Origin of the sequence: Pseudomonas syringae CC1557, assembly GCF_000452705.1 — a bacterium.
Classification (GTDB): domain Bacteria; phylum Pseudomonadota; class Gammaproteobacteria; order Pseudomonadales; family Pseudomonadaceae; genus Aquipseudomonas; species Aquipseudomonas syringae_F.
This window is the reverse complement of record NZ_CP007014.1, coordinates 3,746,067-3,765,490: the sequence shown is the minus strand read 5'-3', so window position 1 is coordinate 3,765,490 and position 19,424 is coordinate 3,746,067. Positions and strand designations below refer to the sequence as shown.

At 60.0% G+C, this 19,424-nt stretch carries 19 protein-coding genes; 4 read left to right on the top strand and 15 right to left on the bottom strand.

Annotated features, from left to right (window positions below):
• Positions 1 to 3: 3 nt before the first annotated feature.
• Positions 4 to 858: an iron uptake transporter permease EfeU gene (gene efeU, locus N018_RS16560; RefSeq protein WP_024646258.1), complete on the bottom strand. Its 855-nt coding sequence runs from the start codon at positions 856 to 858 to the stop codon at positions 4 to 6.
• A 273-nt stretch (positions 859 to 1,131) separates the two neighbouring features.
• On the opposite strand from efeU, the gene N018_RS16555 reads away from it, so the two are divergent.
• Both N018_RS16555 and ada read left to right on the top strand, forming a co-directional pair.
• Complete coding sequence (locus N018_RS16555) at positions 1,132 to 1,818, top strand: DNA-3-methyladenine glycosylase family protein (protein ID WP_080274860.1); 687 nt, start codon at positions 1,132 to 1,134, stop codon at positions 1,816 to 1,818.
• An 81-nt stretch (positions 1,819 to 1,899) separates the two neighbouring features.
• Entirely contained in the window at positions 1,900 to 3,000 is a 1,101-nt protein-coding gene (ada, locus tag N018_RS16550; RefSeq protein WP_024646259.1) for a bifunctional DNA-binding transcriptional regulator/O6-methylguanine-DNA methyltransferase Ada, read from the top strand.
• On the opposite strand, the gene ampC is transcribed toward ada, so the two are convergent.
• Positions 2,989 to 4,146: a class C beta-lactamase gene (gene ampC, locus N018_RS16545; protein WP_025390250.1), complete on the bottom strand. Its 1,158-nt coding sequence runs from the start codon at positions 4,144 to 4,146 to the stop codon at positions 2,989 to 2,991. The two genes, ada and ampC, sit on opposite strands and share 12 nt — an antisense overlap.
• Before the next feature lie 143 nt (positions 4,147 to 4,289).
• Between ampC and N018_RS16540 the strand changes: the two genes are divergently transcribed.
• Both N018_RS16540 and zapE read left to right on the top strand, forming a co-directional pair.
• The gene (locus N018_RS16540; RefSeq protein WP_024646261.1) at positions 4,290 to 5,735 is read left to right on the top strand and encodes a SulP family inorganic anion transporter; all 1,446 of its coding nucleotides are present in this window, start codon (positions 4,290 to 4,292) and stop codon (positions 5,733 to 5,735) included.
• 66 nt (positions 5,736 to 5,801) lie between these two features.
• Positions 5,802 to 6,917 carry a cell division protein ZapE gene (zapE, locus tag N018_RS16535; RefSeq protein ID WP_024646262.1) on the top strand — a complete coding sequence of 372 codons (1,116 nt, stop codon included), beginning with the start codon at positions 5,802 to 5,804 and terminating at the stop codon, positions 6,915 to 6,917.
• Positions 6,918 to 6,920: 3 nt separating this feature from the next.
• On the opposite strand, the gene rarD is transcribed toward zapE, so the two are convergent.
• From rarD to N018_RS16470, 13 genes are all read right to left on the bottom strand, one after another.
• Positions 6,921 to 7,805: an EamA family transporter RarD gene (rarD, locus tag N018_RS16530; protein WP_025390249.1), complete on the bottom strand. Its 885-nt coding sequence runs from the start codon at positions 7,803 to 7,805 to the stop codon at positions 6,921 to 6,923.
• A gap of 135 nt (positions 7,806 to 7,940) precedes the next feature.
• Entirely contained in the window at positions 7,941 to 8,597 is a 657-nt protein-coding gene (locus N018_RS16525; RefSeq protein WP_025390248.1) for an HAD family hydrolase, read from the bottom strand.
• Between the two features lie 6 nt (positions 8,598 to 8,603).
• Positions 8,604 to 9,833, bottom strand: a complete 1,230-nt coding sequence (locus N018_RS16520) for an MFS transporter (protein ID WP_025390247.1) — start codon at positions 9,831 to 9,833, stop codon at positions 8,604 to 8,606.
• On the bottom strand, positions 9,830 to 10,744 hold the full coding sequence (locus tag N018_RS16515; protein WP_025390246.1) for an ABC transporter substrate-binding protein: 915 nt from the start codon (positions 10,742 to 10,744) through the stop codon (positions 9,830 to 9,832). The genes N018_RS16520 and N018_RS16515 overlap by 4 nt, the downstream gene beginning before the upstream one ends.
• An 8-nt stretch (positions 10,745 to 10,752) precedes the next feature.
• Positions 10,753 to 11,349, bottom strand: coding sequence for a GDP-mannose pyrophosphatase NudK (gene nudK / locus N018_RS16510; protein ID WP_024646267.1), 597 nt, complete (start codon positions 11,347 to 11,349; stop codon positions 10,753 to 10,755).
• Positions 11,346 to 12,254, bottom strand: a complete 909-nt coding sequence (gene mtnP / locus N018_RS16505) for an S-methyl-5'-thioadenosine phosphorylase (protein ID WP_025390245.1) — start codon at positions 12,252 to 12,254, stop codon at positions 11,346 to 11,348. The genes nudK and mtnP overlap by 4 nt, the downstream gene beginning before the upstream one ends.
• Positions 12,251 to 13,363 carry a fatty acid desaturase family protein gene (locus tag N018_RS16500; protein WP_024646269.1) on the bottom strand — a complete coding sequence of 371 codons (1,113 nt, stop codon included), beginning with the start codon at positions 13,361 to 13,363 and terminating at the stop codon, positions 12,251 to 12,253. The genes mtnP and N018_RS16500 overlap by 4 nt, the downstream gene beginning before the upstream one ends.
• A gap of 2 nt (positions 13,364 to 13,365) precedes the next feature.
• A complete protein-coding gene (locus N018_RS16495; protein WP_025390244.1) occupies positions 13,366 to 14,064 on the bottom strand; it encodes an HAD family hydrolase in 699 nt (232 codons plus the stop codon).
• Entirely contained in the window at positions 14,061 to 15,431 is a 1,371-nt protein-coding gene (locus N018_RS16490; protein ID WP_025390243.1) for an FAD-dependent oxidoreductase, read from the bottom strand. The genes N018_RS16495 and N018_RS16490 overlap by 4 nt, the downstream gene beginning before the upstream one ends.
• On the bottom strand, positions 15,412 to 16,500 hold the full coding sequence (locus N018_RS16485) for a DegT/DnrJ/EryC1/StrS family aminotransferase (protein WP_038401370.1): 1,089 nt from the start codon (positions 16,498 to 16,500) through the stop codon (positions 15,412 to 15,414). The genes N018_RS16490 and N018_RS16485 overlap by 20 nt, the downstream gene beginning before the upstream one ends.
• Complete coding sequence (locus N018_RS16480) at positions 16,497 to 17,009, bottom strand: NUDIX hydrolase (RefSeq protein WP_024646273.1); 513 nt, start codon at positions 17,007 to 17,009, stop codon at positions 16,497 to 16,499. The genes N018_RS16485 and N018_RS16480 overlap by 4 nt, the downstream gene beginning before the upstream one ends.
• Positions 17,009 to 18,121: a DegT/DnrJ/EryC1/StrS family aminotransferase gene (locus tag N018_RS16475; RefSeq protein ID WP_025390241.1), complete on the bottom strand. Its 1,113-nt coding sequence runs from the start codon at positions 18,119 to 18,121 to the stop codon at positions 17,009 to 17,011. Before N018_RS16475 ends, N018_RS16480 begins: the two co-directional genes overlap by 1 nt.
• Before the next feature lie 38 nt (positions 18,122 to 18,159).
• Entirely contained in the window at positions 18,160 to 19,179 is a 1,020-nt protein-coding gene (locus N018_RS16470; RefSeq protein ID WP_024646275.1) for a Gfo/Idh/MocA family protein, read from the bottom strand.
• Positions 19,180 to 19,424: the final 245 nt, after the last annotated feature.

Below are 19,424 nucleotides of genomic sequence, written 5' to 3'. Positions count from 1 at the left end.
CCCTTATTCGTTTGTCACGGAAGATGGGTGTGGCTGTACCGGTTTGCCGGCCTTCGGGGTGTGCGGCATGAAAAACAGCACCAGCGCCCCGATCAGGTAAATCAGATAGACGCTCAGTGTGCTGACCGTCGGCGCGTCCTGATAACCGAACATACCGGCGAGCACCGAGCCTGCCGGCCCATCCATCGGCAGCAGCGCGCTGATGTCAAAAACCACGCCTTGCAAATGATTCCAGACGCCCGCTTCATGCAGCGCCTGCACCGAGTTGGCGAGGATGCCTGCGGCAACGATCAGAATGAACAGCCCGGTCCAGCGGAAAAACAGACCCAGGTTCAGACGCATGCTGCCGCTGTAGATCGCCACGCCAAAGCCGACCGCCAGCAACAGACCGAGCAGGGCACCCAGCGGCGCGCCAGAGCCTTCGCTCTGTTGAAATACAGCGAGCAGAAAAAATACGGTTTCCAGCCCTTCGCGGGCCACGGCAAAAAACACCATGGCGATCAGCGCATACGTCTGGTTTTTCGAACCGGCGAGGGCGGCGTCCAGCGATTCGTGCAGCGCATGCTTGATCGAACGCGCCACTTTGCGCATCCAGAACACCATCGAACTGAGAATGCCTACGGCGATCAGGCCGACAATGCCTTCGAACAATTCCTGCTGTTTCTGCGGAAACTCGGCGCTCATCAGTTCCAGCCCGCCACCGACTAACAGCGAGAGGGCAGCGGCGAGAAATACGCCAATCCACACCGCAGGCATCCACTCGCCGCGACCGGTCTGTTTCAGATAACTGGCGATGATGCCAACAATAAGCGCGGCTTCGATGCCTTCGCGCAGCATGATCAAAAACGGAACGAGCATATTCCACCGGGTCGAGACTGTAGAGTGAACGTGGATCGGCGAGCCATCAGCCAGAAACACTGCGTAACATAATGATACTCATTCTTGAATGCGGATAGTTGTTTTTTGTCTGCTTCTCATTTTTGACCGGCTGTTCAGGTCAGGTTCAGCTATCCATTTTCTGGTTTTTGAACTTTTTCTGGCCCTCTGAAAGCCTAACGATCATTTTGGACATCATGCGAAACCGGGGATGGCAAATGAATAGCTGCCCGGACACTCAACCTGGGAAACACAATGTCATCAGAATCAGACACCCCCGGCCGCGAGCCCATGCCTACGGATTACCCGGCAGAGGACGCGCATGCCAAGGCGGTGGAATCGCTCAAGTCTGTCGACAGGCAATGGGCGTTGCTTATCGAGCACGTCGGCCCCTGTCTGCACCCGGTAACGGCGGCGCAGGATCCGTTTCAGGCGCTGGTCAAGGCCGTTGCCTATCAGCAATTGCACGCTAAAGCGGGTGACGCGATGGTCATGCGGCTGCGCGCCCTGTTCCCGGACGTCGGCTTTCCAGGCGCTCAAGCGTTGATCGATCTGGATGATCAGGCACTGCGTTCCTGTGGATTCTCGGCATCAAAGTGCCGGGCAATCAAGGCGATTGCTGCTGCACGGGTGGAGGGTATCGTCCCTGATGTCAGTGATGCACTGGCGATGAGTAATGACGAGCTCGTCGAGCGTCTCATCCAGTTACCGGGGGTAGGCCGCTGGACTGTTGAGATGATGCTCATTTACGGGCTTGGTCAACTGGATGTCATGCCCGCCAGCGACTTCGGCGTGTGCGAAGGCTATAGGCGACTGTATGCTCTCGAGCGCAAACCGAGCCACCGGGAAATGGCCCGGCTTGCAGAGCGGTTGGCACCTTACCGAACGCTTGCTGCCTGGTATCTGTGGCGTGTGCCGACCGACTTCAGCGAGATCGACTGATCTCGAATTTGAAAGCAAGACTCGGAGTGTTTACCGGTTCTGACACAGATAGGATGATTGAAACTCAAGGCAGGGCGCAACATGGACAGCATAGACGTCACGAAAAAAGCACCTGCACCGCGAACCGAAGACGACCCGCGCTGGGAGGCCCTGATCAACCGTCGCGCGGGGGCTGATTTTGTCTACGGCGTGCTCACCACCGGCATCTATTGCGAGCCCTGCAGCCCAACCCGACTTCCGCGTCCGGAGAACGTCGTTTTCTTTGATACGGCAAGCGAAGCCGAAGCCGCTGGTTTTCGTCCGTCCAGACGCACCAGCAGCGATAAGCACGCGCTAGAGCTGAAACATGCTGCCGCGGTTTCCGAAGCGTGCAGATTGATCGATACGTCCGACTCAATGCCTAATCTTGCAGAGCTTGCGGAGCAGGTCGGCATGAGCAGTTTTTATTTCCATCGCACGTTCAAGAAACTGACCGGCTTGACACCCAAGGCCTATAGCGTCGCGTCGATGCGTTCGCGTGTGAAGGTCGAGCTTGCTCACGATGTGACCATCACCAGCGCGCTGTACCAGGCGGGCTACAACTCCAACAGTCGATTCTATGAGGCTTCGCAGCAAATGCTTGGCATGAAACCTTCCGAATACCGCGCGGGCGGCGCCAATGTCGAGATCAGATTCGCCTTGGGGGAAAGTTCGCTGGGGTCAATTCTGGTGGCCACCAGCAGCAAGGGCATCTGCGCCATTTCCCTCGGCGATGACCCCAACACGCTGATTGAAGGTTTTCAGGATCAGTTCCCCAATGCCAATCTGATCGGTGCAGACGCCGAGTTTGAAGCGCTGATCGCTGTGGTCGTGGGCTTTGTGGAGTCGCCTGCGACCGGCCTTGCGCTGCCGCTGGATATTCGCGGCACGGTTTTCCAGGAGCGGGTATGGCAGGCGCTCAGGAATATCCCGGCTGGAACGACCGCCACCTACACCGAAATCGCGACCCAATTAGGTATGCCGAGTGCGGTACGAGCGGTAGCCAATGCCTGCGGCGCCAACACGCTCGCGGTGGCCATTCCCTGCCATCGCGTGGTGCGCAGCGATGGCTCGCTGTCCGGCTATCGCTGGGGTGTCGAGCGCAAGCGCAAGCTGCTGGAAATCGAATCTGACGGCGCGGCAGGGTTCTTCTCAGGGCGTTGAACAGCAGCCCGACTGCTCGAGAATCCGGTAAGCCAGCGCCACCCGTTGTTCGTTCGGATAGTTCCGGTTGGCAAGAATCGTGATGCCCAGTTGCTTTTCCGGAATGAACGCAACGTAGCCGCCGAAACCATTGGTTGAGCCGGTCTTGTTCACCCAGGCGGCAGGCTGCGGTGCCAGCGGCGGTTCGATAGCTTCAGCCTTCAAGGTTTGCAGCATTGCGCTGGCGTTGCCATCGAACAGCTGGGGCAGGCGAACCGGCATCGAGTACTGTTCCCAAATCAGGTCCTGAGTCATGTCGCCGATTTTGAAATAGCCGGTGCGTGTGTCGCTGAGGGCGCGGCGCAGTGGCGCGTCATATTGACCGAGCCCCATGTTCGCCTCGATAAAACGGATCAGGTCCCGACTGCTCGACTTCACGCCGTAGGCTTCAGCTGCCAGCGGACCCGGGCTGACCCTGATCGGTTCGTCGAGCTTGTTATAGCCCTGCGCGTAAAACGCCTGCTTCTCGTCGGGCACCCTGACGTAAGTATTGTTCAGACCCAGCGCCGGAAACAGCCGCTGTTGCAGCGCGTCTTCATAGGGCTGCCTCATGCTGCGTGCCGCGACCATGCCGAGCAGACCGACGCTGGGGTTGGCATACGTGCGGTGGGTGCCGGGCAGATACTCGGGCTGCCAGGCCTTGAAATAAGCCATTAACTGGCGAGTGTTCTGCACCTGGTCGGGCACTTGAAGCGGGAAGCCGCCTGCAGTGTGGGTGCCCAAATGGAAAACCGGCACTTTGCCCAGGCGCGTTGCCTGCAAGTGCGGCAGGTAAGTGTCGATGCTCTGCGTCAGAGACAACTGACCATTGGCCTGTGCCCAGGTGGCGAGTGTGGCGGTGAAGGTCTTGCTGATCGAGCCGAGTTCGAACAGCGTATCGCTGGTCACCGGCTGGCCAGTGGTCTTTGAGGCAACGCCGTAGTTGTAGAACTGCTGTTTGCCATTGCGAGTGATGGCGATGGACAGGCCAGCGATGTGATTTTCCTGCATCACCTTGCTGGCTTCTGCCTGCACAAAAGCGTCAAAGGTGGCAGGCTTGTCCTCGGCAAAAGCAATTGAACTGACCAGCACAAGCCCCGTACAGAGCAGCGTTCCATTGCGCGACATTCGATAATTCCTTGTTGTTTTAGGTGTATGCCGATCATCAGGAGGTGTGTATCGCAGCCCTGCCGTGGTGGTCGGTCGTCAAAGGTTTGCGTAATATGCCCCCTTTTTTGCGCTTCCTCCACGGAACGCGGCTCAGGTAAACCATGAAAACTATCCGTATGCGTGCCGAAGTGCTGGCCGGGCTGACCACATCCTTTGCTTTGGTGCCCGAGTGCATTGCCTTCGCGCTGGTTGCTCATCTCAATCCGCTGATGGGGCTCTACGGTGCGTTCATCATCTGCACGCTGACGGCGTTGTTCGGCGGGCGTCCGGGCATGGTCTCGGGTGCGGCCGGTTCGATGGCCGTGGTCATCGTCGCGCTGGTAGTGCAGCAGGGTGTGCAGTATCTGCTGGCAACTGTGCTGCTCGGCGGCTTGATCATGATCCTGTTCGGGCTGTTGCGGCTGGGCAAGCTGGTGCGACTGGTGCCGTATTCGGTGATGCTGGGCTTCGTCAACGGGCTGGCGATTGTGATCGCGATGGCGCAACTGGAACACTTCAAGGTCGGCGAGTCATGGCTCAGCGGCACGCCGCTGTACGTGATGCTCGGCCTGGTGGCGCTGACCATGGCGATTGTTTACCTGCTGCCGCGCGTCACCCGCGTTGCACCGCCTGCGCTGGTGGCGATTCTCAGTGTCGGATTGGCGGTGTACCTGCTTGGTCTGCCGACCCGCACGCTGGGCGACATGGCGCACATTGCCGGTGGTCTGCCGGTATTCGCCTTGCCGGACATTCCGTGGAACCTGGAGACCCTGCGCATTATTGCGCCTTACGCCATTCTGATGGCACTGGTGGGACTGCTGGAAACCCTGCTGACCCTGAACCTCACTGACGAGATCACCGAAACCCGTGGCTACCCTGATCGCGAGTGCGTGGCGCTGGGCGCGGCCAATATGGTGTCAGGTGCGTTTGGTGGCATGGGCGGTTGCGCGATGATCGGCCAGACCGTCATCAACCTCAGCTCCGGCGGCCGCGGTCGGGTGTCCGGCATTGTTGCGGGCTTGATGATCCTGATGTTCGTGCTGTTCCTGTCACCGCTGATAGAGCGTATCCCTCTGGCGGCGCTGGTCGGCGTGATGTTCGTGGTCGCCCAGCAGACGTTTGCCTGGGCATCCCTGCGCGTGCTGCGCAAGGTGCCGGTCAATGACGTGCTGGCGATCATTGCCGTGACCGTGGTCACGGTGCTGACCGATCTGGCCACTGCCGTGGTGTTTGGCATCATCATCGCCGCGATCAACTTTGCCTGGCAGCAGGCCCGCGAGCTGTATGCCGACAGCCATGTTGAAGCCGATGGCAGCAAGGTCTATCACCTGCACGGCACGCTGTTCTTTGCCTCGACCACGCCATTTCTGGCCCAGTTCGACCCTGCCGAAGACCCGGCACAAGTAACACTGGACTGCCGTCATCTGCGATTTGTCGACTACTCGGCCATTGCGGCGTTGAAAACCCTGCGCGAGCGCTACGCCAAGGCGGGCAAGCATTTGCGTGTGGTACACCTGTCCGAGCGCTGCAAGCGACTGCTCAAGCGTGCCGGTGTGCAGCACGCTTGATTGACGTCGCCAGGCCTTGTCTCATATAGGCTGAATATCGATCCCTGACACCAAGGTGTATGCCTGATGGATGCTGTCTCTCCGCTGGATGCTTACGAACGTGCAGTGCAGCGTGGTTTTCAGCCCGATCAGGCGCAGTTGCAGGCTGTGCAGCAGTTGCAGGCATGTTATCTGGCGCTGGCCGCGTCTCGCGGTCAGGCGCGGGGCGTCTATCTATGGGGGCCGGTCGGGCGTGGCAAGACCTGGCTGATGGACCGCTTTTTCGAAAGCCTGACGGTGCCTGCCCGGCGTCAGCATTTTCATCACTTCATGCGCTGGGTTCACAAGCGCATGTTCGAACTGATGGGCACGCCGCAGCCGCTGACCGTCGTCGCCAAAGAGCTGGCGCGTGATGTGCGGGTGATGTGCTTCGACGAACTGTTTGTGACCGACATCGGCGATGCGGTGATCCTCGGCGGGCTGCTGCAAGTGATGTTCGAGCAGGGCGTGGTGCTGGTCTGCACCTCCAACCAGCCGCCGGATCAGTTGTACAGCCATGGGCACAACCGCGAGCGCTTTCTGCCTGCCGTTGCCGCCATCCAGAAATACATGGATGTCGTCGCGGTGGACGGAGGCGAGGATCATCGTCTGCATCCCGGCCAGTTGCACCAGCGCTACTGGGTTGCCGAAGCCGGTCGGCCGAGTGCCTTGCAAGGCATATTCGAGGCGTTGAGCGCGGGCCAGCCCGTTCACGACTCGCAGGTCATGCTGGGTTATCGCAGCATCAATGTGCTTCAGCATTCCGACACGGCAGTGTGGTGCCGCTATCGCGACCTGTGCGAGCAACCGCTGGCGGCCATGGACTTCATTGCCCTGTGTGATCGCTTTTCAGTGATTCTGCTCAGCGAGGTGCCGGTCCTCGGCGCTGCACAGCGCGAAGCGAAGATTGCCCGTGGCACCGAGGATGGCGTGGAGCAGGTGACCGCGGGGGATCGCGAACTGCCGCAGTTGTCGCCCAACGATGATGGCGTGCGGCGTTTCATTGCACTGGTGGACGAGTGCTACGACCGACGTATTCCGCTGTACGTCGAGGCGCCGGTGCCCATGGATGAGCTCTACACACAGGGTTATCTATCGTTCGCCTTCCGCCGAACCCTGAGCCGACTTCAGGAAATGCAGCTGGAGCGTTTCACCGAGTCGTGATGCTCAGGTCGCATCCCGGCGGCGCTGAGCCAGCATGTGTTTGGCGCCTTCGATCATCAGCACCACGACCGCCAGCCAGATCGGCAGGTAAGTCAGCCATTCATCGCGGCTGATGCTTTCACCCAGCAGCAGGGCGACGCCCACCAGCAGGATCGGTTCGACATAACTGAGCAGCCCGAACAGGCTGAACGGCAGCAAGCGGCTGGCGATGATGTAGCTGACCAGCGCCGAGGCGCTGATGACTCCCAGCAATGGAATCAGCAGGTACAGCAACGGTACCTGCTGGATGGCTTGCGGATGACCGTTACTGATGAACCACAGGCCGATCGGCAGCATGAGCAGCATGTCAAACCACAGCCCGCCCAAGTGGTCGGTCTTGAGCTTGCGGCGCAACACGAAATACAGCGGATAGCCGACTGCGACCAGCAGGGTTTCCCAGGAAAAGCTGCCCAGCCGCCATATTTCATGGCCGACACCGATCATGGCAAACCCGGCGGCGATTTTTTGCAGGTACGAGAGGTGTTCGCCGTACACCAGGCGGCCGGTAAAGATCATGCTCAACGGCAATAGAAAATAACCCAGCGACACCTCCAGGCTGCGCCCGTGCAAGGGCGCCCACATGAAGATCAGCAACTGCGCGCCGAGCAACAATGAAGACAGCAGCAGCCCGAAGATCAGCAGCGGTTGCTGCCTGAGCCGGGCCGCCAGATCGCGGACTCGCCGCCAGTCGCCGCTGACCAGCATGAACAGCGTCGCGCACGGAACGGTCAGCAGCATGCGCCAGCCGAAGATCTCCTCGCCATCCAGCGGGCTCATCAGCGAGGTATAGAAATACATGACCCCGAACAGCACGGAAGCCAGGACCGACAGCACGACACCTTTGTACACAACCGCCTCTTGAATCGGGTCTGCCCCGGAGTGGAGCATGCGGTCGCCATTTTAGTGCGCTGGTGTATAAAAAGCTGCAACTCCAGCATCTATAGACGCGTGTTCTTCAGCGTGCTTCGGCCGAGCAGTTACTGCTCAGTCAGCCGCTTGCAGAAACTGCCACAGGGTGTCGGCGTTGAAATCACGGATCACGTCGCGCGCACCCGCCTGTCGAAGTTGATGTTCCTGGAGACCCGACAGCACGCCAAACGTATGGATCCCCGCAGCATGGGCTGACTGAACCCCGGCCAGCGAGTCTTCGAAGGCAATGGCCTGATCGGCAGTCACACCCAACAACTCCAAGGCAGTGAGGTAGGGCATGGGATGCGGCTTGCCGCGCTCGAGTTCTCCGCCGATCACAACCGTTTCGAAACGCTCCAGGATGCCCAGCCCTGTGAGCATTGCCATGGCGTTTTCACGCGGCGCGTTGGTGACCACGGCAGTACGCAGACCGGTTTTCTCTGCGTAATCAAGGATACGCAGCACACCTGCAACGGGGATTGTTTCTCCCAGTTGGGCGCGAAACATGGCCTCTTTCTCCGCAGCCAGGCTGGCGTATTGCGAAGCAGGAATATCAGGAAACAGACCGCCAAAAATCATGTCGTCCGGAAAGCCCATCACATGAGCCTTGTAGTACTCGATGTTCATCGACCGGTCCCAGCTTGCCAGCAACTGGTTGTAGGCGTTCAAATGCAGTTCATCGGTGTCGATGAGGGTTCCGTCCAGGTCAAACAACAGCGCAGTCAGGGCCATTGATGTTTACTCCATTGGGTGTTGAGCGGTGTTGCCGACAGACCACCGGCCACGCAGGGCAGGCACCAGCGGTAACATTAAAAGCGGATAGACGATCAGCAGGCTGAAAGCGGCTTCGACCCCGATTCGTTCGGACAGCAGCCCGAGTAGAAACGGTGCCAGCAGCAGCGCCACACCGACCGCCTGTGATGCCTGGGCACTGAGCGCCGAACTCGCATCGGGTGCGACACGCATGGCCGCGCCGAGGATCAGTGGAAAGAAGTTTCCGAGGCAGGCGCCCAGTACAAACGTGAAAATTGCTGTGCCGACAAGCCCCTCGATAGACGACAGCACCAGCAGCGTCGCCATGGCGCTCAGTATCACGCTGGTCAGCAATGTCAGCGGTGATACCCGGCGCAGCGCATAGCTGCTGGCCAGACGTCCGCAGACCGTGCCGGCGAAATACAGGCTCATCAGCGTCGCCGCCACCGACGCGGTGGTCTGTACATGCGTCTTGATGTACTCCGCACCCCAGAAGCCCACGCCCCATTCTGCCGAGATGCCCAATATCACCAACGCCCAGAGGCTGAGCCGGGTCAGACGCTGCGGATACAGGGTGTCGGGGGCCGTTTCCGATGAGACATTTCCAGCGGATTCTGGCCGATGGATGGTCAGCGGTGCGCAGAACATTACCAGCGCCCATGCGCTGACAATCAGCGGAGCCATGCGCCACGGAAGCCCGATAGCCGTCGCTGCGCCGACCAGCAGTGCGCCACCCAGCACGCAAAGCCCGGCGACAATGTGTGCTTCCACCAGTTTTGCCGCAGCCTGTTGACGATAGCGCTTGCCGAGCATGGTTTGTCCGACGGCCATGACCAGCCCACCGGACAGGCCCATGAGTACGCTGCCAGGCAGGGTCATCGGCAGGCCGCCAGCGATGGCAAACAGTCCGCTGGCGAGGACAATCGAACCCACAGCTATACGTCCTGTGCCGATCGGCAATGTCCGCCGCTCCAGCCAGCGATAGGGAATGCCGATCAGCACCAGCCCCAGCGCATAGGCGGCAAAATGCAGGCCGGTCCAGCGCAGGTTCAGGTCGAATTCTGCGCGCAGAAACGGCATCAACGGTCCGAGCATGCCCTGTTGGGCGCCGAACAGTCCGAACATCAGGTAGACAGACCAGGGGCGCCGCTCGGTTCCCGTGCTGCCCGATGAAGGGGCAGAGTGGGTTGATGGGGTGTGAGACATGTCGGTCATGGTCCGGGCCTTGTGTCGAACATCGTGTGCCATCGTGCGCAGCGAGCGGCCTTGGCGTTGCCGGCGTCGAGTGCGTGCAGCGCTGTCAGATCTGCCGTCGCCAGCGTATCGCTCGATACGCCGCCCACCACAACCTTGCCATAGCGTCGGCTGATGGCAGCGGCGTCCGGTGACAGCATCCAGCCAAGCGCCTGTATGGCCTCGACTGTTTTCAGCGAAGCGGCACTGCAACCAAAGACTTCGAACTCGTAACGACGTGCGTCTGCGGGTACGCACCAGTGCAGGGAAGGATGTTGCGCCGCAGCCCGGGTGGCGGCAGTCGAGACGCTAACGCCGACCCATGCACGGCCTTCGAGCACGGCGTCTATCGGCGCCGTCGACGAGCCGCTGATCGAAGGGCGCAGTTGTGCGACGTGAGCCAGCAACTCCCAGGCCCCGTCGCCATACTGTTCCAGCAGTGCGCTCAGGTGTAGATAGCCAGCGCCCGACCGGCCCGGATCCGGCAGGGCAATACGTTGCGACCAGGCGGGTGTGCAGAGCGCTTCCCAGGAAAGCGGCGACGCCAGGCCCTGTGCTGCGAGCACCGTCGGGTCGTAGCAAAATGCAGGCACAAAGCCTGACGGGCTGAACCAGCGACGATCCGTCGCGACCGCCTGCGAAGGCAGTACCGAGCAATCAAGTGCGTCGAGAACCCGCAGGTGTGAGGCCAGTGCCGGGTCGAGAAGGGCCGTGGCGGCGGTACCCAGCAGCAGATCCCATTCTCCCGCCGTGCCTTGGAGAACGCGTTCGATCAATTCCGAAGTGGACCAGCGCGAGAGGCGCACGGGTACCCCGGTGTGCGCTCTGATGCCAGCCACGAACTCGGCGAGTTCGGCGTGTTCCATCGAGCTGATAGCGATAAGTTCGTCCATGACCGGCTTCAATCCAGTAGTCGATGCAGTTTGGCATATTGCAGAAGCATAATGGTTTTGCCATCACAGATCGCGCCGGTTTCGATCATCGCCAGCGCTTCGTCCAGAGGCAGTTCGAGGACTTCGATTTCTTCGCCTTCAGCTTCAAGGCCGCCCCCGGCGCTGTGCTTGTCCTCGTCGAAGTATTCCCCGACAAAAAAGTACAGGCGCTCGGTCACCGATCCCGGGCTCATGAACGCTTCGAACACCTTGCGTACTTCCTGAATGCGATAACCGGTTTCTTCCTCGGTTTCCTTGCGAATACAGGTCTGTGGATCGTCGCGATCCAGCAGCCCGGCGCAGGTTTCGACCAGCATGCCATCGTGCTCGTTGACGAAGGCCGGAAACCGGAACTGCCGGGTCAGGACGACTGTCTGTTTCAGCTTGCTGTAGAGCAGGATGGTCGCACCGTTGCCCCGGTCGTAGGTTTCCCGGGTCAGGGTGCGCCAGGTGCCGTTGCGTCCCTGAAAGTCGTAAGTGGTCTTGCGCAGTACGTACCAGTTGTCCGAGAGCACGTCGACCTGTTTGATCCGGACCCGGTCCTGAGTGGTGATTGCCGTGCTCATGCTTTTGCTCCCAGATGAGTCGCGTTGGGGGCTACCGTCAGCAGGCGCGCGATCATTTCCGGATCGCGATGCTCCGGGGCGGTCATCACTGCGGTGTCCAGCGCATGGTCGCAACCCGATGAGCAGGCACCCTTGTGCTCGCCCAGTCGGGTGACAGCCTCGGTGACCAGGCGGCGGGTCAGCGTGAAGGTATCGGCCATGCGCTGCGCCACCAACGTCGCGTTGACCTGTTCATGGGACTCGTGCCAGCAATCGAAATCCGTCGGGATGGCAATCATCGCGTAGCAAAGCTCCGCTTCGCGTGCCAGCTTGGCTTCCGGCATCGCGGTCATGCCGATCACAGTACCGCCCCATTGACGGTAAAGGCTGGATTCGGCGCGAGTCGAAAACTGCGGTCCTTCCATGACCACGTAGGTGCCGCCATTTCGGGCCTGCACATCGGCGGTTTCCGCTGCGGTTGCCAATACCGAGCGCATGCGCCCGCATACGGGGTCGCCAAACGGCACGTGGCCAACCAGTCCGGGTCCGAAGAATGTCTTGTCACGCTTGATCGTGCGGTCGATGAATTGGTCGATCAGCACGAAGCTGCCCGGCGGCGCGTCGTGGGTCAGGCTGCCCACCGCACTTACCGACAACAGCTGAGTGCAGCCGACACTGCGCAGCGCGGCAATATTGGCCCGTACATTGATGAACGAAGGAGGAATGGTGTGTCCTGCTCCGTGGCGCTGGACGAAGGCCACCGGCACGTCATTGAGAGTACCCAGCGTGACGGCAGATGAAGGTTTGCCGAATGCCGTCTCGCACTCGACGAGCTGTACATCTTTCAGGCCCGGCAACTGCTGCAGGCCACTGCCGCCGATGATGCCGATACGTTGAACCTGCTGGTGTGCCGATGAATTGCTCATACGCTGCCTCTCGTCTTCAAGGTGGTTTCGGGGTGGCCGGTGCTGACCAGACGTTCATACAGTTCGGAAAGCGCTGTCGGTGCGCTGCCGCGACGCAGCAACAGGCCTTCACTGGCATTGCTGCTGTAGCGGGGCTCATGAATTTTCAGGTGTCGGTCTATCGCTGGCAGGTAGTTCCAGCGAACGCCGGGGTATAGAGAGTGCGCCAGGTGGTAGGCATCAGAGGTCGGCGCGATGAACACGCGGATCAGCCAGCCCGTCAGGCCGAAGTAGTCGGTAGGACGCCCGGCGAGGTATTCGAGATCACGCCGGTCTTTCGACGTTCCCTCGACAAACCAGCGGTGCTCGGTGAGCAAGGATACCCAGGCAAATACCGGGTATGAGGTCAGCAGTGGAACCAGCCAGCCAAACAGCACACCTTTCCAGCCGCCCGCCCAGTAGAGCAGCGCAGCGACTGCAACCAGGCACACGACCCGGACTGCGGTGGTTAGGTGCGAGTGATTCAGCAGGCTGCTGCGCGCCATGGTGGTCAGGTTGACCCAGGCACCGCGAGGTGTCAGCGGGTAAAGCAATAACCCGTAGAATCTGCCGTGAGATATCCCGGCCAGATAGCCACCGGCATGTACCCGCGCACGGTTCGGGTCCAGGCTCGGGTGGTTGGGGTTGCGATGGTGTTCCAGCGTGTGGGTCTTATGCCGGCTGCGCATGTCGCGTTTGAACGCCGGGAACTGATAGAAGACGTTGCTCAGCCACCATTGCCATTCATGGTTGGGGCATAACGCAAAATGCACGGCGTTGTGGCCGAACTCCTGAAGCGCGCGCAGCCGTCCACCGCTCCAGAGCACTACCATCAGCCATGCCAGAGGCGTCGAATAAAGCGTCGCCAGCAGCACGGCGGCGACGATATCCAGCCAGGTCCAGATGAATGGCAGTGGCGCCAGGACTCCGTCGAGCGGTCGGTAATAATGCTCCTTTCGGTCTGCAAGCCTTGGCTCCAGCCTTAGCAGTCGCAATATGCGCTGCTTGTCGCGGTAATAAAAAGCCACCATCGCACGCAAGGTCAACGCAGTGGTGATCAGACCGATCAGAACGAAGTGCGAGGTCGTCATGTTCAGGCACTCCCGGTTTTGGCGCACCGTTCGTGCGTGGGTGCAAAACGTTGCAGCAGGTCGCCCAGGCTGCTGAACAGCGGCGCGCCGCTGAGGCGTAAACGCTCACTGTCCTGGTGGCCTGTAGAGACCAGTACCGGCGACCAGCCCACTGCGCCGGCCACATCGAAATCATGCAGTGTGTCGCCGACGAACAGGGTGCGTGAGGCGGGTGTGCCCAAGGTTTTTTGCAGCAAGACAGCCTCGGCCGTCTTGCTGGTGGCCTGGTTATGGCTCAGCCCCACGACGTGTTCAAAACAGTCATGCAGACCTTTTGCATGAAGGGTCTGGACCAGAACGTCACAGTGCGACGCCGACAGGATCGAGACGCCGATACCCGCCCGTCGCGCCGCATCGAGAAGCTCGATCACGCCCGGTTGCAGCGGGCAGTGGGCGACGTTTGCGTCAAAGTGCTCAAGGTAGTGTTGAACAATGCTGGAGAACGGCACGCGCTCCAGATCGAAGCCAAGCGCCGCATAGAAACCGGCAATCGGGAAATCGAACCTGGCTCGGTATTGTTCAGCGGTAATGGGCGCGACACCAAAGTGCTCGCCACAGCGGTTCACGGCGAAAACAGCAAGATCGATGTCGTCGATCAAAGTACCGTTCCAGTCGAATACCACGTGTTCGATGCCGGAGAAATGTAGAGGATCGTCGATCATTGTCGAGTAGTCCGAGGAAGTAGGGCGTTGAGTGCGATACGCGACACAATGGCTGGTGCATAGACCCTGCTTGGCTCTACCACCAGATTAGTCACACCGATCTGCGTTTCCAGTGCGCGACGATTGTTCGCCGAGAGCTCACCCAGCGCGGCGCCGTACCAATGGTCGAAACGTGTACGCCAGGTGCGCTCCCCCGAGGTTTCCGGAAAGCGAAAGTCTTCGGTCGTGGCCATGTTCCAGGCACCGTCCACCACTGCACACAGCGAGCCTTGCAGCGTGTGGCAAGCGAGCGATCCGTCGAGCAAGGCGTCAAGGTGATTGTCGATGCAATCTGCTTCGAGCGCGCTGATGGTCATGCCTTGGCTGTAAAGCGGGTTCATGCTGCTCAAGGCGTCGCCCACTACCAGCAAGCCCTCTGGCCAGCGTGCGAGCAGGTCGTAATGAGTGCGGCGACTGCCAGGCATCTTGAATGTGAAGACCTCTGACAAAGGCTCGGCCTCGCGAATGACGTCATGGATGTCTGGCACCGGCAGACGGGCCAGTGCGTGCAGGAACTCGTCCGGGTCCTTGCCGGGAAAATTGCCGAACCAGCCGCCGGTGGTCACCATCCAGCGATCGCCCTCGATGGGGCTGATGACCCCCATCGAACGCTGGGTCGGGGCCGTGGGCAGCACCAGCAGCACTTGCCATTGTGCAGCGTAGGCGGGGAGCCGTTTGTAGATGCGCGATGCGTAACCCAGTTCGGTCTTGACCACGCTGTTCTGCACGACACCGAAGCCTGCGTCCTTCAACCAGGCGGGCATGTGCGTGCCCCGGCCGCTGGCGTCTATCAGCAAGTCACAAGGCAGACTGCGCTCGCCCGAGCCGTCATCGATGACCACGCCGCTCACCTGCCGTGAATCTGTGGCATCGGCAAACGCCATGCGCATCACTCGCGTGCCGGACAGAACGGTGACCTGCGGTATTGTCGTCAGGCAGCGACGCAACTGATTGTCGATAAGTCTGCGGCTGCAATAGTGAGCCTCAATGCCGCTGCGATAGCGGTTTTTCCAGCGACCGCGCTGATACCACTTCACGTCGTGCCCCAGGTCCGCTACCTGAGCGCCGTGCTGTTCCAGCGCACTTAGCAGTCCCGGAAATATCCGCTCCATGATCTGCTTGCCGCGCAACAGCAGCAGATGCACGTGATGCTCCTGCGGGATGCTCTGGCGCGGTCCTGTCTCATCGTAAAAGTCACCTTTCTCGACCACGGTGACGCGTTTGAAACGGCGCGCCAGCACGGCGGCGGTCAGGCAGCCGGTGACGCTGCCGCCGATTACCACCGCATGGTCCGTGCGGCGGGCCGTTTCAGCCTGGAGAGTAGCCATTGAGCACCTCGGCGATGTAGTGCAGATCGTCGTCCGGCAGATTCGGGTGCAGTGGCACCGTCGTCAGCGAACGCAACAATCTGGCAGCGTTGGGGCAGTCGCGGTGATACCGGGTCAGCAGCGGCAGCTGATAAAGCGGCTGGTTGTCATACTTGCCGATGTCCGATTCGATGCCATGTCGTTGCTGGTAGTGCACCAGTTGGCGGCCGTCATGCTCCACCGATTGCAAGAGCAGTGAATAGGCATTGACCGCTCCGCCAGTGATCACCGGCAGCTCGCGAAAAGCCGGATTGTCGAGCAGCGACAGAAGCCGCTCGCGGTTTCTCAGACGCCGTTCAAGGTGCGCGTAAAGCTGCCGTGAGCGTGCCAGACCCAGGGCTGCCTGCAGGCCGCCCAGTTTCAGGTTGATGCCCAGCGATTCGCCCGCCAGATTGCCGAACCGGGTGTAGGCGTGGATACGTCTGGCCCGGACATCGTCATCGGTCATTACGAAGCCGCCTTCTCCGGTCGACATGAACTTGCAATCATGAGTACTGAAACAGCTGATATCGCCATGCCGCGCGAGCCAGGTGCCATTCAACCGGGTCATGTGGGCGTGGGCCAGATCCTGAATCAGGGTAATGCCGGTTTGCTGCAGAAGCTTCCAGGTGTCATCCGAGCGAATCGGATAGCCCCACATGGGTACTTCGATGACCGCACAGGTGCGCGTGCTGATACAGCGTTGCAGGTCGTGCGGATCAAGGCCGAAACTGTCCGGCGCAACATCGCAGAACACCGGCACCAACCCCAGCGAAAGAATCGGCAAGACCGTGCAGATCGGGCCGGTCGGAGCAACGATGACTTCGTCGCCCGGCTGAAAGTCGACACCGGCCAGTGCCGCGGTGACCGATGCCGCGCCCGAAGAAACGGCAATCACATGCCTGATGCCGTACAGCGCACCCAGCGCTGCTTCGTACTCTTCGACAATCGGTGAGGTGCCTGTCAGCCCCGACGCCAATGCCCGCTCCAGCTCGCGCAGGTCATCGATCGAATTCATCGGCCCCTTCTGGGTTACGGTCCGAAGGTTCATGGTGACACCTTCATCCCCACCAGATCCCACAGCGCATCGTCTGCAAAGACCCGGTCTACCATGCGCCGGAAGTTGGGAAACATCTTCAGGTCTGCGGTTTCCTGAAGGCTGAAGAACCTCGCATGTTCTACCTCTCTATCGTCCGGGCAGGCGCGCAGGCTGGTTGCCGTGACATAAATCAGGTCCAGGTGGTAGTGCGGGCCGCGCTTGTCGTTGATGTATTCGCATAGCACTCGATACGGCTGATGCAGCACGGTGACGTCGGTTTCGACATCGGCCAGCTCTTCATCGCGTTCGCCGAGCAGTTCGGCATGTATGCCGGTTTCCTCGAAAATCTCCCTGAGCACTGCGACGTCCGGGGTTTCTCCCTGTTCGATGTGGCCGCCCGGATAAAGCCAGACGCCCAGCTTGCGGTGATGCAACAACAGCATCTTCCGGTCCGGATTCAAGACGAATCCGGACGCGGTGAAATGCCGATCCAATTGTGAGCGATCGAGTGGTTCAGTCATTACGCGGCACCGTACTGGTTGATACGATCAGCCATATAGTCCAGCTCCGCGAGGGTAATGTCCGGATGCACCGGAATCGTCGTCATGCCTGCCAGCAATGCCTCGGCGTTCGGGCATTCGTTGCGGTAGTGCGCAAGGACCGGAAACTCATAGAGCGCCTTGCAGCCGTAGCGCTTGATATCGGACGGGATGCCGGCGTCATCCAGGTAATCGATGAACGCACGGTTGTCGGCAAAATGCAGTTCCAGGTTGAGGAAGTAATAGTTCGGCTGGCCACCCTCGATGATTTTCTTCTCCCGAACCTTGCTGTGGTCGAGCTGGCCAAGAAAATAGGCGGCGTTCTCTCTGCGTTTATTGATCTGCTCAGTCAGTGACGCCAGGCGGCTGCCACCCAGGGCCGCAGGTAACGCGGCGAGCTTGTAGTTGAGGCCGAAGTCTTTGCCATTGAGGTTGCCGAAGCGGCTGTAATCGCGGCAGCGTTGTGCCAGCGCATCATCATCGGTGAGGATAAAACCGCCTTCTCCGGTCGCCAGTGGCTTGCGCTCATGGGTGCTGAAACAGGACAGGTCGCTGAACTGCGACAGCGGACGGCCTTTGAGGGTTGTGCCGTGGGAGTGCGCCAGGTCCAGAATGAGCTTGATGCCCAGCTCATGGGTCAGCGTGCGCAACTCGTCGACTTCCGTCGGATAGCCCCACATCGGGATATCGATGATTGCCTTGGTGCGTGGTGTTATCCGGGCCTTTATCGATATGGGGTCAGCGCCAAAACCGTGCTTGCGGGTGTCGACAAATATCGGATTGGCCCCGGCAGCGATGATCGGGTAGATCGTGCACAGCGGGCAGCTGGGCGTCAGCAGAACATCGTCGCCAGGCCCCACGCCCGATGCGTAGATGGCCACGCTGAGCGCTGCGCCACCGGAAGATACGGCAATTGCATGCTGCGCCTCGAACCAGGCGGCGAGTTTTTCTTCGTATTCACCGACTACATCGCTGGTGCCCGACAGCGGGCGTTCAAGCGTCAGTTGCATAGTCAGCAGGTCGTCGGCATACGACGGACGATATTTATCAGACACAGGTGGTCGAGCAGTTACAGCACTGGAAAGACTGGTCATGTTGAGGCTCCGCAAACAGGGCTTGGATTGGCGTACGGTCAGGCGCTAAGCGCAAGGTCTGGTCGGGCGACGGCGTCTGCATTGCAGATGCTTTCGATGACTTCGTAGGTGGGCCGCAGGCTTTCGAAGCTGGCCTCATAAGAGGTGCCGGTGCGCACGGCATGGAAAAACTGCTCCAGTTCGCCAAAGTAGCCGCTGCGTTCATACCCGGAATCAAGCGGCCCCGGCTGCCACGCACCTCTCCAGCGTTTGGCCGGGCCGGTAGCGCTGGTGCCGTGTTCCGGCTCGTGCATGGTGATGTTCCACAGGTTGTTGAGCTCGACCATCATCGAGTTGGAACTGACGATCTTCATGTCGAATTCGAAGTAGGGGAACATGGTGCCGCTAAGCAGGCTGACGCTGGCGCCCGTCGTGAACTGTAACTCCAGACTCACCAGCAGCGAGTCGCCGTGGCGTTGCACTCGGGACTCGATATCGCGCAGCTCGCCGCCGCCGAAGGTGACGCCCAGATCAATCGTGTGAATGGCTTGCGCGAGTAAAAATGACCGTAACGTCGAGTCGAGGCCCCAGAGTGGGGAGGTGGGCTTGCTAGCATAGTGATTGAGCTGAATGTGCACGATCTTGCCGAATTGTTCGGTACTGGTCATCTGGCGCAACTGACGCATGGGTTTGGCAAACTTGAAGTTCATGCCAACGCCAGTAATCACGTTTGACCGGCGACTGGCAGCGATCAGATCTTCCAGTTCGGCGAGGGTGAAGCACGGTGGCTTCTCAACGAAAACATGCACGCCTTTGGCCATCGCTTTGAACGAAAGATCGCGGTGGGCCTGGGGCGGACAGGCCATGACGACGGCATCGAGCTCTGCAGATGCAAGCATCTCGTCGAAATTGTCCGTAATCATTACATTGGATACGAAACGATTGATTTGTTCGGCCCTGCCACGATCGCTATCGCAGACCGCGACGATGCGGATATCCGGCATTTGCAGTAGCGTGGGCAGTAGATTTTCCTGCATCTGTGCGCCGAGACCAACGATACCAACTTTGAGTCCAGTCATAATCATCTCCGTCTTGAAAAGTTAGATGTTTCTTCATCGGAAAATAAGAACGAGCGCGTACACGAATTCCGTAACGGGCTGCCGGGTGGGCAAACCGAGTGAGTTCAGCGTTCGTTTTGAGCGGGTAGGGCTGTGCAGCAATGCCCTAGGGTGTTGCATCACTCTGCAAGCGAGGGCTGCCACGCGGTGTTGCAGAACAACGTGTGACGAGCGTTGTCAGGTCGGCGCCATTCTTTGTCCGGGAC

What these genes read in the sequence shown, in the direction of transcription:
- N018_RS16520 (WP_025390247.1), bottom strand. Translation starts at nt 9,833, where the DNA reads ATGACCGACATGTCTCACACCCCATCAACCCACTCTGCCCCTTCATCG.
- N018_RS16470 (WP_024646275.1), bottom strand. Translation starts at nt 19,179, where the DNA reads ATGACTGGACTCAAAGTTGGTATCGTTGGTCTCGGCGCACAGATGCAG.
- N018_RS16490 (WP_025390243.1), bottom strand. Translation starts at nt 15,431, where the DNA reads ATGGCTACTCTCCAGGCTGAAACGGCCCGCCGCACGGACCATGCGGTG.
- mtnP (WP_025390245.1), bottom strand. Translation starts at nt 12,254, where the DNA reads ATGAGCAATTCATCGGCACACCAGCAGGTTCAACGTATCGGCATCATC.
- N018_RS16525 (WP_025390248.1), bottom strand. Translation starts at nt 8,597, where the DNA reads ATGGCCCTGACTGCGCTGTTGTTTGACCTGGACGGAACCCTCATCGAC.
- N018_RS16495 (WP_025390244.1), bottom strand. Translation starts at nt 14,064, where the DNA reads ATGATCGACGATCCTCTACATTTCTCCGGCATCGAACACGTGGTATTC.
- N018_RS16540 (WP_024646261.1), top strand. Translation starts at nt 4,290, where the DNA reads ATGAAAACTATCCGTATGCGTGCCGAAGTGCTGGCCGGGCTGACCACA.
- nudK (WP_024646267.1), bottom strand. Translation starts at nt 11,349, where the DNA reads ATGAGCACGGCAATCACCACTCAGGACCGGGTCCGGATCAAACAGGTC.
- N018_RS16475 (WP_025390241.1), bottom strand. Translation starts at nt 18,121, where the DNA reads ATGACCAGTCTTTCCAGTGCTGTAACTGCTCGACCACCTGTGTCTGAT.
- zapE (WP_024646262.1), top strand. Translation starts at nt 5,802, where the DNA reads ATGGATGCTGTCTCTCCGCTGGATGCTTACGAACGTGCAGTGCAGCGT.
- ada (WP_024646259.1), top strand. Translation starts at nt 1,900, where the DNA reads ATGGACAGCATAGACGTCACGAAAAAAGCACCTGCACCGCGAACCGAA.
- N018_RS16555 (WP_080274860.1), top strand. Translation starts at nt 1,132, where the DNA reads ATGTCATCAGAATCAGACACCCCCGGCCGCGAGCCCATGCCTACGGAT.
- N018_RS16480 (WP_024646273.1), bottom strand. Translation starts at nt 17,009, where the DNA reads ATGACTGAACCACTCGATCGCTCACAATTGGATCGGCATTTCACCGCG.
- efeU (WP_024646258.1), bottom strand. Translation starts at nt 858, where the DNA reads ATGCTCGTTCCGTTTTTGATCATGCTGCGCGAAGGCATCGAAGCCGCG.
- N018_RS16485 (WP_038401370.1), bottom strand. Translation starts at nt 16,500, where the DNA reads ATGAACCTTCGGACCGTAACCCAGAAGGGGCCGATGAATTCGATCGAT.
- ampC (WP_025390250.1), bottom strand. Translation starts at nt 4,146, where the DNA reads ATGTCGCGCAATGGAACGCTGCTCTGTACGGGGCTTGTGCTGGTCAGT.
- N018_RS16515 (WP_025390246.1), bottom strand. Translation starts at nt 10,744, where the DNA reads ATGGACGAACTTATCGCTATCAGCTCGATGGAACACGCCGAACTCGCC.
- N018_RS16500 (WP_024646269.1), bottom strand. Translation starts at nt 13,363, where the DNA reads ATGACGACCTCGCACTTCGTTCTGATCGGTCTGATCACCACTGCGTTG.